General features: G+C 61.4%; 9 protein-coding genes and 4 tRNA genes. All 13 read left to right on the forward strand.

The features are described 5' to 3' along the window. The first annotated feature begins 1,307 nt into the window (after positions 1–1,307). The 13 genes from C3Y15_RS06080 (at position 1,308) to rpoC (ending at position 15,236) form a co-directional block, all read left to right on the forward strand. Positions 1,308–1,393, forward strand: a tRNA-Tyr gene (locus C3Y15_RS06080). 43 nt (positions 1,394–1,436) lie between these two features. Then, a tRNA-Gly gene (locus tag C3Y15_RS06085) sits at positions 1,437–1,510 on the forward strand. Positions 1,511–1,534: 24 nt separating this feature from the next. Continuing rightward, a tRNA-Thr gene (locus tag C3Y15_RS06090) sits at positions 1,535–1,609 on the forward strand. Between the two features lie 65 nt (positions 1,610–1,674). Further along, entirely contained in the window at positions 1,675–2,865 is a 1,191-nt protein-coding gene (tuf, locus tag C3Y15_RS06095) for an elongation factor Tu (RefSeq protein WP_011882996.1), read from the forward strand. Between the two features lie 59 nt (positions 2,866–2,924). Then, a tRNA-Trp gene (locus tag C3Y15_RS06100) sits at positions 2,925–3,000 on the forward strand. 42 nt (positions 3,001–3,042) lie between these two features. Next, positions 3,043–3,423 carry a preprotein translocase subunit SecE gene (secE, locus tag C3Y15_RS06105; RefSeq protein ID WP_059475040.1) on the forward strand — a complete coding sequence of 127 codons (381 nt, stop codon included), beginning with the start codon at positions 3,043–3,045 and terminating at the stop codon, positions 3,421–3,423. Between the two features lies 1 nt (position 3,424). Then, the gene (nusG, locus tag C3Y15_RS06110; protein WP_006400672.1) at positions 3,425–3,982 is read left to right on the forward strand and encodes a transcription termination/antitermination protein NusG; all 558 of its coding nucleotides are present in this window, start codon (positions 3,425–3,427) and stop codon (positions 3,980–3,982) included. A 140-nt stretch (positions 3,983–4,122) separates the two neighbouring features. Then, positions 4,123–4,554, forward strand: coding sequence for a 50S ribosomal protein L11 (gene rplK, locus C3Y15_RS06115; protein ID WP_006753591.1), 432 nt, complete (start codon positions 4,123–4,125; stop codon positions 4,552–4,554). Next, positions 4,555–5,253: a 50S ribosomal protein L1 gene (rplA, locus tag C3Y15_RS06120; protein ID WP_011882997.1), complete on the forward strand. Its 699-nt coding sequence runs from the start codon at positions 4,555–4,557 to the stop codon at positions 5,251–5,253. Positions 5,254–5,557: 304 nt separating this feature from the next. After that, complete coding sequence (gene rplJ / locus C3Y15_RS06125; RefSeq protein ID WP_014722280.1) at positions 5,558–6,055, forward strand: 50S ribosomal protein L10; 498 nt, start codon at positions 5,558–5,560, stop codon at positions 6,053–6,055. 63 nt (positions 6,056–6,118) lie between these two features. Beyond that, complete coding sequence (gene rplL, locus C3Y15_RS06130) at positions 6,119–6,490, forward strand: 50S ribosomal protein L7/L12 (RefSeq protein ID WP_011882999.1); 372 nt, start codon at positions 6,119–6,121, stop codon at positions 6,488–6,490. Between the two features lie 376 nt (positions 6,491–6,866). Then, positions 6,867–10,973, forward strand: coding sequence for a DNA-directed RNA polymerase subunit beta (gene rpoB, locus C3Y15_RS06135; RefSeq protein ID WP_011883000.1), 4,107 nt, complete (start codon positions 6,867–6,869; stop codon positions 10,971–10,973). Positions 10,974–10,994: 21 nt separating this feature from the next. Continuing rightward, the gene (rpoC, locus tag C3Y15_RS06140) at positions 10,995–15,236 is read left to right on the forward strand and encodes a DNA-directed RNA polymerase subunit beta' (RefSeq protein WP_011883001.1); all 4,242 of its coding nucleotides are present in this window, start codon (positions 10,995–10,997) and stop codon (positions 15,234–15,236) included. The last annotated feature ends 18 nt before the right edge of the window (positions 15,237–15,254 follow it).

Here is a 15,254-nt window from a genome sequence, read left to right on the forward strand (position 1 = left end):
TGATAGTGCGGATTCCCGTGTGAAAGTAGGTAATCGTCAGGCTCCCCTAAGCCAGAAACCCCCGCCCGAAAGGCGGGGGTTTTTGCGTTGGCGCGACGGAAAAGTCTTATGCCTTCGTGACTTGGTAGTAAGCTCTGCTGCCAGCGTGTCGCCCGAGGTCCCCTGCCTACATATATCGATCAGCCGCCCCAGCGGACGACGCATCGACAGGCCGAGAACGGATGCCTGTAGGCACAGCGCTAAGCAGTACACCCTCCCGGCTACCTGCTCCCTATAGTCACTTCGGCAGTCCGAACTGCGGGTTAATCTTGTGCTGCCCGCCAGAGCATGGTGCCGCTTGAGTGCGTCCCTCGGGCGGTCGGTAGCTCCTCGGAAATCGAACGGGTTATCGGCCCGCTGGACATCTATCGCTTCCAGCGATGGTGCACCACACCCCGCGATATCCGGACGCGTACTGCAATGAACTGCGGCCGATTTCCGATATCTCCCTCCGGCGACGAGCCGCAGCTGCGGTCCGTTCCGTCAAGATTTAGGGCTTGGCCGGCCGCGACCTGGTGGTCTCAGTCCGTGCAGCATGGGCGGCCCGGTGGCGTGTCCACGACATCGTCACTTGAGGGCGGCCAGGGTGGCGCGTAAGAGCGTGCACGGTGGGCACGTGTAGGTCGGGGCGAAGTTGTGCTGCCGATGTTTTGTGCCTTGGGCGCCTGCTATTACTCGATTGCGCCGACCGGGAGTGGCCTAGCCGGAGGCATTTTCAGCTCGATCGGCGTATGGCGACCGTCCTAACGGTCGCCATACAGCGAACTATGGCTGCACGGGCACTGGGGGGGCTGCTTATAACGCGCCCCAGCCATCGCCGACGAAGAGCGCGTCCGCCGTCGTGCGGAGATCACGCGCTTCGTAGCGTGCGCGAGCAACAGCGGATCTGCGATCCCAGCTCCAGCACAACGAAGCGCATTATGTCGAGCCCGTCTCCACGACATCCGAACCGCCGCCAAACACTCCAACCGACGCCGTTCCAATTGCCCGGCATGGAAATTGCGAAATTTTTTCGTCTACCTGCTTGGCATTCCGGGCAGGAGGTCGTATGATGGCGGTCTTTCGTTTTCAGCAAAGATGCAAATCGCTGCTGAAGACGGGGTCTGACGAAGATGTGGACGCCGATCGGCGGTCCTCTCGAGCTTGCCTTTAGCCGGGCGAGTGCGGGCGTCGGGTGTGTCGGTCTGGTGCCTGGAAGAAAATGAAAATAATCTTCCGGATGTGCTTGACAAGAGTGTGATGCACCCCCATAATCGTCAGTTCTCTACGGAGGGGTGCCCGAGTGGCTAAAGGGGGCAGACTGTAAATCTGTTGGCTTACGCCTACGTTGGTTCGAATCCAACCTCCTCCACCAGAACATCAGCGCAGAGAGCGGTAGGGAATCGTTAGTGGCCCGTGCGGGTGTAGCTCAATGGTAGAGCAGAAGCCTTCCAAGCTTACGACGAGGGTTCGATTCCCTTCACCCGCTCCAGTCCGCGAAGTTGAAGCGTTACATGCCCATGTGGCTCAGTGGTAGAGCACTCCCTTGGTAAGGGAGAGGTCGGCAGTTCGATCCTGCCCATGGGCACCAGCAGTAAAAAGTCAGTGTCTGTTTGCGCGCGGCGCAACATGTGAAATTCCTTTCGGGAGTTGAAAATGGCCAAGGAAAAGTTTGAGCGGACCAAGCCGCACGTCAACGTTGGTACGATCGGTCACGTTGACCACGGCAAGACGACGCTGACGGCAGCGATCACGACGGTGCTGACGAAGAAGTTCGGCGGCGAAGCGAAGGCCTACGACCAGATCGACGCGGCACCGGAAGAGAAGGCGCGCGGCATCACGATCAACACGGCACACGTCGAGTACGAAACGGCGAACCGCCACTACGCACACGTCGACTGCCCGGGCCACGCCGACTACGTGAAGAACATGATCACGGGCGCAGCGCAGATGGACGGCGCGATCCTGGTTTGCTCGGCAGCAGACGGCCCGATGCCGCAAACGCGCGAGCACATCCTGCTGGCACGTCAGGTTGGCGTTCCGTACATCATCGTGTTCCTGAACAAGTGCGACATGGTGGACGACGCTGAACTGCTCGAGCTGGTCGAGATGGAAGTTCGCGAACTCCTGTCGAAGTACGACTTCCCGGGCGACGACACGCCGATCGTGAAGGGTTCGGCCAAGCTGGCGCTGGAAGGCGACACGGGCGAGCTGGGCGAAGTGGCGATCATGAACCTGGCAGACGCACTGGACACGTACATCCCGACGCCGGAGCGTGCAGTTGACGGCGCGTTCCTGATGCCGGTGGAAGACGTGTTCTCGATCTCGGGTCGCGGCACGGTGGTGACGGGTCGCGTCGAGCGCGGCATCGTGAAGGTCGGCGAGGAAATCGAAATCGTCGGTATCAAGCCGACGGTGAAGACGACCTGCACGGGCGTTGAAATGTTCCGCAAGCTGCTGGACCAGGGTCAGGCAGGCGACAACGTCGGTATCCTGCTGCGCGGCACGAAGCGTGAAGACGTGGAGCGTGGCCAGGTTCTGGCGAAGCCGGGTTCGATCACGCCGCACACGCACTTCACGGCTGAAGTGTACGTGCTGAGCAAGGACGAAGGCGGCCGTCACACGCCGTTCTTCAACAACTACCGTCCGCAGTTCTACTTCCGTACGACGGACGTGACGGGCTCGATCGAGCTGCCGAAGGACAAGGAAATGGTGATGCCGGGCGACAACGTGTCGATCACGGTGAAGCTGATCGCGCCGATCGCGATGGAAGAAGGTCTGCGCTTCGCAATCCGCGAAGGTGGCCGTACCGTCGGCGCTGGCGTCGTCGCCAAGATCATCGAGTAAGCCAGTTATTCGTTGATCGACAGTTTTGGGGCTGGCAACAGCCGGCCCCAACATGGTTTAGGGGTATAGCTCAACTGGCAGAGCGTCGGTCTCCAAAACCGAAGGTTGGGGGTTCGATTCCCTCTGCCCCTGCCAAAAATCGCCACGTGTCACACGTGGCATTTGTTTTAAGGTGTTATGGCGAATCCATCCGTCGAAACTGTAAATACCTCCGGCGATAAGCTGATGCTGGCCCTGGGCGTATTGCTGGTCTTGGCCGGATTCGTGGGCTTCTTCTGGCTGGGCAACCAGCAGTGGTATGTCCGCGGTGCCGCATTGGCGGTAGGTATCATCGCCGGCGTGGCCGTCGGTCTGATGTCCGCACCTGGCAAGAGCCTCATCGCCTTTGCTAAGGATTCGTACAAGGAAGTCCGCAAGGTCGTTTGGCCCACCCGCAAGGAAGCAACGCAAACCACACTCGTCGTGTTCGGTTTCGTGCTCGTGATGGCGATTTTCCTCTGGTTGAGTGATAAATCGATCGAATGGGTGATTTTCTCGGCGATTCTGGGTTGGAAATGATATGAGCGATACTCCGGCATCCCCGAGCGGAAAGCGTTGGTACGTCGTGCACGCCTACTCCGGCATGGAGAAGAGCGTGCAGCGTGCGCTTCAAGAGCGCATCGAACGTGCCGGCATGCAGGACAAGTTCGGTCAGATACTCGTTCCGACCGAAGAAGTGGTCGAAGTCAAAGGCGGTCACAAGGCAGTGACCGAGCGTCGTTTTTTCCCCGGCTACGTGCTGGTGGAAATGGAAATGACGGACGAAACGTGGCACCTCGTGAAGAACACCGCGAAGGTCACCGGTTTTGTCGGCGGTGCGCGCAACCGCCCGACCCCGATTTCCCCGAAGGAAGTCGAAAAGATCATGTCGCAGATGCAGGAAGGCGTGGAAAAGCCGCGTCCGAAGACCCTGTTCGAAGTTGGCGAGATGGTGCGTGTCAAGGAAGGCCCGTTTACGGACTTCAACGGCACCGTCGAGGAAGTCAACTACGAGAAGTCGCGCGTGCGTGTATCGGTCACGATCTTTGGCCGGTCCACTCCGGTCGAGCTCGAGTTCGGCCAGGTCGAAAAAGTTTGATCCCGATTCGGTGGGCAGCCCAGGCTGCCCACCTTCGCGCTTACGGCCCGCGTCATGGCCGTTGAGGAGCGTCAGTAGCCAGCGGCGAACGCGCGTTATCACTCACCGAACGCCGCCTGGCGTTCCAACGAGGTTTTCAAATGGCAAAGAAGATTGTCGGCTTTATCAAGCTGCAGATCCCTGCAGGTAAAGCCAACCCGTCGCCGCCGGTCGGTCCGGCACTGGGCCAGCGCGGCCTGAACATCATGGAGTTCTGCAAGGCGTTCAACGCGCAGACTCAAGGCATGGAGCCGGGTCTGCCGGTGCCGGTGGTCATCACGGCATTCGCTGACAAGAGCTTCACGTTCGTGATGAAGACGCCGCCGGCGACCGTCCTGATCAAGAAGGCGGCGAAGGTGGACAAGGGCTCGAGCAAGCCGCACACCGACAAGGTCGGTTCGATCACGCGCGCTCAAGCCGAAGAAATCGCGAAGACCAAGATGCCGGACCTTACGGCAGCTGATCTGGACGCAGCCGTTCGCACCATCGCTGGTAGCGCACGCTCGATGGGCATCACCGTGGAGGGCGTGTAAATGGCTAAGATCTCCAAGCGCCGTCAGGCATTCGAAGCGAAGGTCGATCGTCAGAAGCTGTACGCGATCGAAGACGCACTGGCACTCGTGAAGGAATGCGCGAGCGCGAAGTTCAACGAGTCGATCGACGTCGCAGTTCAGCTCGGCATCGATGCGAAGAAGTCGGACCAGGTCGTTCGTGGTTCGGTCGTTCTGCCGGCAGGTACGGGCAAGTCGGTTCGCGTTGCGGTGTTCGCGCAAGGCGAAAAGGCCGAGCAGGCTCGCGCAGCAGGCGCCGAAATCGTCGGTATGGAAGACCTGGCTGAGCAGATCAAGGCCGGCCAGATGGACTTCGACATCGTGATCGCTTCGCCGGACACGATGCGTATCGTCGGTACGCTCGGTCAGATCCTCGGCCCGCGCGGCCTGATGCCGAACCCGAAGGTCGGCACGGTCACGCCGGACGTCGCAACCGCAGTGAAGAACGCAAAGGCAGGTCAGGTGCAGTTCCGCGTCGACAAGGCCGGTATCATCCACGCAACGATCGGCCGTGCGTCGTTCGAAGCGACCGCACTGCGTTCGAACCTGTCGGCACTGATCGAAGCGCTGCAAAAGGCCAAGCCGGCAACGAGCAAGGGCGTCTACCTGCGCAAGATCGCACTGTCGAGCACGATGGGCGTCGGCGTGCGCGTCGACCAGGCTACGCTGGCAGCGCAGTAAGCAAGTATTCGGGCCGCCTCGTTCGCGAGGCGGCCTAAATGGGCTTTGGGCGGTTGTTCGTGCAGCAAGGCGAACAACCGGTTATCAAAGACCGTTGGTGGGACGCAGCAGGCAGGCGATCCCTTAATTCAAGCCAACGCAGATGGCGAACCCGAAAAAGTTTTGCAGTGGTGAAGCCGCAGGTCGTGAAGCGATTCACGGCATGAGGTGGAAATACTCCTAACGAGGTCGGACGCCGTTGTTGAACGAGGTACGTGAGGTAGCCCTATCGGCAAGCCGAACGTATCGTTTCTGGAGGCTAACCGTGCCGCTTAATAGAGAAGACAAGCAAGCCGTCGTCGCTGAGGTTGCCGCGCAAGTCGCGAAGGCCCAGACCGTTGTGCTGGCTGAGTATCGTGGAATTGCGGTTGGCGATCTGACCAAGCTGCGCGCGAAAGCGCGTGAGCAACAGGTTTACCTGCGCGTGTTGAAGAACACGCTGGCGCGTCGCGCCGTCGAAGGTACGCCGTTTGCTCCGCTGGCAGAGCAGATGACTGGTCCCCTGATCTACGGCATCTCGGAAGATGCCATTGCTGCTGCTAAGGTCGTCAACGACTTCAGCAAGGGCAATGAAAAGTTGGTCATCAAGGCTGGTTCGTTCGATGGCAAGGTGATGGACAAGGCTGGCGTGCAAGCGCTGGCAAGCATCCCGAGCCGCGAAGAACTGCTCTCGAAGCTGCTGTTCGTTATGCAATCGCCTGTTTCGGGCTTCGCGCGCGCTCTCGCCGCGCTGGCCGAGAAGAAGCAAGCGGAAGCTGCGTAAGCGAACGTGCATCAGCGTCATTGATCGCTGGCTGTATCCGAATTCAATTTAGGAGTATTTCAAATGGCAATCGCAAAAGAAGACATCCTGGCAGCAGTCGAAGGGATGACCGTTCTGGAACTGAACGAACTGGTCAAGGCATTCGAAGAGAAGTTTGGCGTGTCGGCAGCTGCAGTGGCAGTCGCTGGCCCGGCAGGCGGCGCAGCCGCTGCTGTGGAAGAGAAGACCGAATTCACGGTCGTCCTGACTGAAGCAGGCAGCAACAAGGTTGCAGTCATCAAGGCAGTTCGCGAACTGACGGGCCTGGGCCTGAAGGAAGCGAAGGACGTCGTTGACGGCGCACCGAAGGCTGTCAAGGAAGGCGTCGACAAGGCTGCTGCTGAAGAAGCCAAGAAGAAGCTGGAAGAAGCAGGCGCGAAGGTCGAAGTCAAGTAAGTTTCGACGCGCTGTGCGAAGGCTGGCGGTATTTTCACCGCCGGCCTTTTTGTGCTTTGTGGGGACGTTATTCTGGCACTCTTTCGGGAGCCCGAATGATCGGCCCCAGAAGCCAAAGAAAACCGTCAAATCGTTGCCGATGTCGCGACTGGCGTTTCTCTTTGTCTTCTGAAGCGACTGCAGAAGGCAAGTTTGGTCGGGTAGCGGGCAACACAGGCATCCGCTGCCGTCAGCCAGCGGTTGGTAGCGGCCAACCACCAAGCTTCTCGGCTCGTTCAAGCCATCGGGCGGCCATCGGGTCTCAGTCGGTGAACACTCGGGTTTGAAACGTCCAGGTATCCCGCCTCGACAGCACCCGCCGTGATTCGGAGATCGTATGCAATATTCCTTCACCGAGAAGAAGCGCATTCGCAAGAGTTTCGCGAAGCGCCCCATCGTTCACCAAGTTCCGTTCTTGCTGGCCACCCAGCTTGAATCATTCAGCACGTTTCTGCAAGCTGATGTGCCGGCAACGCAACGCAAGCCCGAAGGCTTGCAGGCCGCGTTCACGTCGGTATTTCCCATTGTTTCGCACAACGGTTTCGCGCGCCTCGAGTTCGTGAGCTATGCGCTGTCCTCGCCGGCATTCAACATCAAGGAATGCCAGCAGCGGGGCCTGACCTACTGCTCGGCGCTGCGCGCGAAGGTCCGCCTCGTCATCCTCGACAAGGAATCGCCGAACAAGCCGGTCGTCAAGGAAGTGAAGGAGCAGGAAGTGTACATGGGCGAAATTCCGCTCATGACGCCGACGGGCTCGTTCGTCATCAACGGCACCGAGCGTGTCATCGTCTCGCAGCTGCACCGTTCGCCGGGCGTGTTCTTCGAACACGACAAGGGCAAGACGCACAGCTCGGGCAAGCTGCTGTTCTCGGCACGGATCATTCCGTACCGCGGCTCGTGGCTCGACTTCGAATTCGATCCGAAGGACATCCTGTACTTCCGCGTCGACCGTCGCCGCAAGATGCCGGTCACGATCCTGCTGAAGGCCATCGGCCTCACGCCGGAACAGATCCTCGCGAACTTCTTCGTGTTCGACAACTTCACGCTGATGGACGAAGGCGCGCAACTCGAGTTCGTGCCCGAGCGCCTGCGCGGTGAAGTCGCGCGTTTCGACATCACCGATCGCGACGGCAAGGTCATCGTCCAGAAGGACAAGCGGATCAACGCGAAGCACATTCGCGACCTCGAAGCCGCGAAGACCAAGTTCATCTCGGTGCCGGAAGACTATCTGCTCGGCCGCGTGCTGGCGAAGAACGTCGTTGACGGCGACACCGGGGAAGTGATCGCGAGCGCGAACGACGAAGTCACGGAAAGCGTGCTCGAGAAGCTGCGCGAAGCCGGCATCAAGGACATCCAGACGCTCTACACGAACGATCTGGATCAGGGTCCGTACATTTCGTCGACGCTGCGCGTCGACGAAACGACCGACCGTACGGCCGCGCGCATCGCGATCTACCGCATGATGCGTCCGGGCGAACCGCCGACCGAAGAAGCGGTCGAGGCGCTGTTCAACCGTCTGTTCTACAGCGAAGAAGCGTACGACCTGTCGAAGGTCGGCCGCATGAAGTTCAACCGCCGCGTCGGCCGTGACGAAATCGTCGGCCCGATGACGCTGCAGGACGACGACATCCTCGCGACGATCAAGATCCTCGTCGAGCTGCGCAACGGCAAGGGCGAAGTGGACGACATCGACCACCTCGGCAACCGTCGCGTGCGTTGCGTCGGCGAACTGGCGGAAAACCAGTTCCGCGCCGGTCTCGTGCGTGTCGAGCGCGCGGTGAAGGAACGCCTCGGCCAGGCCGAAAGCGAAAACCTGATGCCGCACGACCTGATCAACTCGAAGCCGATTTCGTCGGCGATCCGCGAGTTCTTCGGTTCGTCGCAGCTGTCGCAGTTCATGGACCAGACCAACCCGCTGTCGGAAATCACGCACAAGCGCCGTGTTTCCGCACTGGGCCCGGGCGGTCTGACGCGCGAGCGCGCAGGCTTCGAAGTCCGCGACGTGCACCCGACCCACTACGGCCGCGTGTGCCCGATCGAAACGCCGGAAGGTCCTAACATCGGCCTGATCAACTCGCTCGCACTGTACGCGCACCTGAACGAGTACGGCTTCCTCGAGACGCCGTACCGCAAGGTCGTGGACAGCAAGGTGACCGACCAGATCGACTACCTGTCGGCGATCGAGGAAGGCCGCTACATGATCGCTCAGGCGAACGCCGCGATCGACGAGAACGGCCAGCTGATCGACGAACTCGTGTCGTCGCGTGAAGCCGGCGAAACGATGATGGTCACGCCGGATCGCATCCAGTACATGGACGTCGCGCCGTCGCAGATCGTGTCGGTGGCAGCTTCGCTGATTCCGTTCCTCGAGCACGACGACGCGAACCGTGCACTGATGGGCTCGAACATGCAGCGTCAGGCCGTGCCGTGTCTGCGTCCGGAGAAGCCGGTCGTCGGTACGGGCATCGAGCGCACCTGCGCGGTCGACTCGGGCACGACGGTTCAGGCGTTCCGCGGCGGTGTGGTCGACTACGTCGACGCAGGCCGTATCGTGATTCGCGTGAACGACGACGAAGCGGTCGCAGGTGAAGTCGGTGTCGACATCTACAACCTGATCAAGTACACGCGTTCGAACCAGAACACGAACATCAATCAGCGTCCGATCGTGAAGATGGGCGACAAGGTCTCGCGCGGCGACGTGCTGGCCGACGGCGCCTCGACGGACCTGGGCGAGCTCGCGCTCGGCCAGAACATGCTGATCGCGTTCATGCCGTGGAACGGCTACAACTTCGAAGACTCGATCCTGATCTCGGAGAAGGTGGTCGCGGACGATCGCTACACGTCGATCCACATCGAAGAGCTGAACGTCGTTGCACGCGACACGAAGCTCGGGCCGGAAGAAATCACGCGCGACATCTCGAACCTGGCGGAAGTCCAGCTCGGCCGTCTCGACGAATCGGGCATCGTGTACATCGGTGCTGAAGTCGAAGCGGGCGACGTGCTGGTCGGCAAGGTCACGCCGAAGGGCGAGACCCAGCTGACGCCGGAAGAGAAGCTGCTGCGCGCGATCTTCGGCGAGAAGGCTTCGGATGTGAAGGACACGTCGCTGCGCGTGCCGTCGGGCATGAGCGGCACGGTGATCGACGTCCAGGTGTTCACGCGCGAAGGCATCCAGCGCGACAAGCGTGCGCAACAGATCATCGACGACGAACTGAAGCGCTACCGTCTCGACCTGAACGACCAGCTGCGCATCGTGGAAGGCGACGCGTTCCAGCGTCTCGCCCGCATGCTGGTGGGCAAGGTCGCGAACGGCGGTCCGAAGAAGCTCGCGAAGGGCACGAAGATCGACCAGGCTTACCTGGAAGATCTCGACCACTACCACTGGTTCGACATCCGCCTCGCGGACGACGAAGCAGCGGCGCAGCTCGAAGCGATCAAGAACTCGATCGAAGAGAAGCGTCACCAGTTCGACCTCGCGTTCGAAGAGAAGCGCAAGAAGCTCACGCAAGGCGACGAACTGCCGCCGGGCGTGCTGAAGATGGTCAAGGTGTACCTCGCGGTGAAGCGCCGCCTGCAGCCTGGCGACAAGATGGCAGGCCGTCACGGTAACAAGGGTGTCGTGTCGAAGATCGTCCCGATCGAAGACATGCCGTACATGGCCGACGGCCGTCCGGCCGACGTCGTGCTGAACCCGCTCGGCGTGCCGTCGCGGATGAACGTGGGTCAGGTGCTCGAAGTTCACCTCGGCTGGGCCGCGAAGGGTCTCGGCTGGCGGATCGGCGAAATGCTGCAGCGTCAGGCGAAGATCGAGGAACTGCGCGTGTTCCTGACGAAGATCTACAACGAGTCGGGCCGCCAGGAAGATCTGGAAAGCTTCACCGACGAAGAGATCCTCGAACTCGCGAAGAACCTGCGCGAAGGCGTGCCGTTCGCGACGCCGGTGTTCGACGGTGCAACCGAGGAAGAAATGGGCAAGATGCTCGACCTCGCGTTCCCGGACGACATCGCGCAACAGCTCGACATGAACCCGTCGAAGAACCAGGTCCGCCTGTACGACGGTCGCACGGGCGAGCAGTTCGAACGTCGCGTGACGCTCGGCTACATGCACTACCTGAAGCTGCACCACCTTGTCGACGACAAGATGCACGCGCGTTCGACGGGCCCGTACTCGCTCGTCACGCAGCAGCCGCTGGGTGGTAAGGCGCAGTTCGGCGGCCAGCGTTTCGGTGAAATGGAAGTGTGGGCACTCGAAGCGTACGGCGCGTCCTACGTGCTGCAGGAAATGCTGACGGTGAAGTCGGACGACGTGACCGGCCGGACGAAGGTCTACGAGAACCTCGTCAAGGGCGATCACGTGATCGATGCAGGCATGCCGGAATCCTTCAACGTGCTGGTGAAGGAAATCCGCTCGCTCGGTATCGACATCGATCTCGACCGCAATTAATCGGACTACGGAGAGAAGGCAATGAAAGCTCTGCTCGATCTATTCAAGCAAGTCCAACAGGAAGAAGTTTTCGACGCGATCAAGATCGGTCTGGCCTCGCCGGACAAGATCCGTTCGTGGTCGTTCGGCGAAGTGAAGAAGCCGGAGACCATCAACTACCGTACGTTCAAGCCGGAACGCGATGGTCTGTTCTGCGCGAAGATCTTCGGGCCGATCAAGGACTACGAGTGCCTGTGCGGCAAGTACAAGCGCCTGAAGCACCGCGGCGTGATCTGCGAGAAGTGCGGCGTCGAAGTGACGCTGGCGAAGGTGCGTCGCGAACGCATGGGCCACATCGAACTGGCCTCGCCGGTCGCGCACATCTGGTTCCTGAAGTCGCTGCCGTCGCGTCTGGGCATGGTGCTCGACATGACGCTGCGCGACATCGAACGCGTGCTGTACTTCGAAGCGTACGTGGTGATCGAACCGGGCATGACGCCGCTGAAGGCGCGGCAGATCATGACCGAAGAGGATTACTACAACAAGGTCGAGGAATACGGCGACGAATTCCGCGCCGAGATGGGCGCGGAAGGCGTGCGTGAGCTGCTGCGCGCGATCAACATCGACGAGCAGGTCGAGACGCTGCGCACCGAGCTGAAGAACACCGGCTCGGAAGCGAAGATCAAGAAGTATGCGAAGCGTCTGAAGGTCCTCGAGGCATTCCAGCGCTCGGGCATCAAGCCCGAGTGGATGATCCTCGAAGTGCTGCCGGTGCTGCCGCCGGAACTGCGTCCGCTCGTGCCGCTGGACGGCGGCCGTTTCGCGACGTCGGACCTGAACGACCTGTATCGCCGCGTGATCAACCGTAACAACCGGTTGAAGCGTCTGCTCGAGCTGAAGGCGCCTGAAATCATCGTCCGCAACGAAAAGCGGATGCTGCAGGAAGCCGTCGACTCGCTGCTCGACAACGGCCGTCGCGGCAAGGCGATGACGGGCGCGAACAAGCGTCCGCTGAAGTCGCTTGCCGACATGATCAAGGGCAAGGGCGGTCGCTTCCGTCAGAACCTGCTGGGCAAGCGCGTCGACTACTCGGGCCGTTCGGTCATCGTGGTCGGCCCGACGCTGAAGCTGCACCAGTGCGGTCTGCCGAAGCTGATGGCGCTCGAACTGTTCAAGCCGTTCATCTTCAACAAGCTGGAAGTGATGGGCGTCGCGACGACCATCAAGGCTGCGAAGAAGGAAGTCGAGAACCAGACGCCGGTCGTGTGGGACATCCTCGAAGAGGTGATCCGCGAGCATCCGGTGATGCTGAACCGTGCGCCGACGCTGCACCGTCTCGGTATCCAGGCGTTCGAGCCGGTGCTGATCGAAGGCAAGGCGATCCAGCTGCACCCGCTCGTCTGCGCGGCGTTCAACGCCGACTTCGACGGTGACCAGATGGCCGTTCACGTGCCGCTGTCGCTCGAAGCGCAGATGGAAGCGCGCACGCTGATGCTGGCGTCGAACAACGTGCTGTTCCCGGCCAACGGCGATCCGTCGATCGTGCCGTCGCAGGATATCGTGCTGGGTCTGTACTACGCGACCCGCGAAGCGGTCAACGCGAAGGGCGAAGGCCTCTCGTTCACCGGCGTGTCGGAAGTGATCCGCGCGTACGAGAACAAGGAAGTCGAGCTCGCATCGCGCGTGAACGTGCGGATCACCGAAATGGTCCGCAACGAGGACACGTCGGAAGGCGCGCCGCAATTCGTGCCGAAGATCTCGCTGTACGCGACGACCGTCGGCCGCGCGATCCTGTCGGAGATCCTGCCGCACGGCCTGCCGTTCTCGGTGCTGAACAAGCCGCTGAAGAAGAAGGAAATCTCGCGCCTGATCAACACCGCGTTCCGCAAGTGCGGTCTGCGTGCGACGGTCGTGTTCGCCGACCAGCTGATGCAGTCGGGTTTCCGTCTCGCGACGCGTGCCGGTATTTCGATCTGCGTGGACGACATGCTCGTGCCGCCGCAGAAGGAAACGATCGTCGGCGACGCCGCGAAGAAGGTGAAGGAGTACGACCGTCAGTACATGTCGGGTCTCGTCACCGCGCAGGAACGCTACAACAACGTGGTCGACATCTGGTCGGCAACGTCGGAAGCGGTCGGCAAGGCGATGATGGAGCAGCTGTCGACGGAGCCGGTGATCGACCGCGACGGCAACGAGACGCGCCAGGAGTCGTTCAACTCGATCTACATGATGGCCGACTCGGGCGCCCGGGGTTCGGCGGTGCAGATTCGTCAGCTGGCCGGTATGCGTGGCCTGATGGCGAAGCCGGACGGCTCCATTATCGAGACGCCGATTACCGCGAACTTCCGCGAAGGCCTGAACGTGCTGCAGTACTTCATCTCGACCCACGGTGCACGTAAGGGTCTGGCTGATACGGCACTGAAGACCGCGAACTCGGGTTACCTGACGCGTCGTCTCGTCGACGTCACGCAGGATCTGGTGGTGGTCGAGGACGATTGCGGCACGTCGAACGGCGTCGCGATGAAGGCGCTGGTCGAAGGCGGTGAAGTCGTCGAAGCGCTGCGCGACCGTATCCTCGGCCGCGTCGCGGTGGCGGACGTCGTCAATCCGGAAACGCAGGAAACGCTGTACGAATCGGGCACGCTGCTCGACGAAACGGCGGTCGAGGAAATCGAACGCCTCGGCATCGACGAAGTGCGCGTGCGCACGCCGCTGACCTGCGAAACGCGCTACGGTCTGTGCGCGGCCTGCTACGGCCGCGACCTCGGCCGCGGCTCGCTGGTGAACGTCGGCGAAGCAGTCGGCGTGATCGCGGCACAGTCGATCGGCGAACCGGGCACGCAGCTGACGATGCGTACGTTCCACATTGGTGGTGCGGCATCGCGTGCGGCAGTGGCGTCGTCGGTCGAAGCGAAGAGCAACGGTATCGTGCGTTTCACGGCGACGATGCGCTACGTGACGAACGCGAAGGGCGAGCAGATCGTCATTTCGCGCTCGGGCGAGGCGCTGATCACCGACGATATCGGCCGCGAGCGCGAACGTCACAAGATCCCGTACGGCGCGACGCTGCTGCAGCTCGACGGTGCGACGATCAAGGCCGGCACGCAGCTGGCGACGTGGGACCCGATGACGCGTCCGATCATCACCGAGTACGGTGGTACGGTGAAGTTCGAGAACGTCGAGGAAGGCGTGACCGTCGCGAAGCAGATCGACGACGTGACCGGTCTGTCGACGCTGGTCGTGATCGACGTGAAGCGCCGCGGTTCGCAGGCGTCGAAGAGCGTGCGTCCGCAGGTGAAGTTGCTCGACGCGAACGGCGAGGAAGTGAAGATCCCGGGCACGGAGCACGCGGTGCAGATCGGCTTCCAGGTCGGCGCACTGATCACCGTGAAGGACGGTCAGCAAGTGCAGGTGGGTGAAGTGCTCGCACGTATCCCGACCGAAGCGCAGAAGACGCGTGACATTACCGGCGGTCTGCCGCGGGTGGCGGAACTGTTCGAAGCGCGTTCGCCGAAGGATGCGGGCATTCTCGCGGAAGTCACCGGCACGACGTCGTTCGGCAAGGACACGAAGGGCAAGCAGCGTCTCGTCATCACGGACCTCGAAGGCAATCAGCACGAGTTCCTGATCGCGAAGGAAAAGCAGGTGCTGGTCCACGATGCTCAGGTCGTCAACAAGGGCGAAATGATCGTGGACGGCCCGGCCGATCCGCACGACATCCTGCGTCTGCAGGGTATCGAGGCGCTGTCGCGCTACATCGTCGACGAAGTGCAGGACGTGTACCGTCTGCAGGGCGTGAAGATCAACGACAAGCACATCGAGGTGATCGTTCGCCAGATGCTGCGTCGTGTGCAGATCACCGACAACGGCGATACGCGCTTCATCCCGGGCGAACAGGTCGAGCGTTCCGACATGCTGGACGAGAACGATCGCATGATCGCCGAGGGCAAGCGCCCGGCTTCGTACGACAACGTGCTGCTCGGTATCACGAAGGCGTCGCTGTCGACCGACTCGTTCATCTCCGCGGCATCGTTCCAGGAAACGACCCGCGTGCTGACCGAAGCGGCGATCATGGGCAAGCGGGACGATCTGCGCGGCCTGAAGGAAAACGTGATCGTCGGCCGTCTGATTCCGGCCGGTACGGGTCTCGCGTTCCACAAGGCACGCAAGGCGAAGGAGATGTCCGACCGCGAGCGTTTCGACCAGATCGCAGCGGAAGAGGCATTCGACTTCGGCACGCCGAGCGCGCCCGCGGAAGAGCCGCAACACCCGGCAGCCGAATAAGCGCGGGGCGGCGCGAGC

The sequence above is a fragment of the Burkholderia sp. B10 genome (genome assembly GCF_004368385.1).
Classification (GTDB): domain Bacteria; phylum Pseudomonadota; class Gammaproteobacteria; order Burkholderiales; family Burkholderiaceae; genus Burkholderia; species Burkholderia vietnamiensis.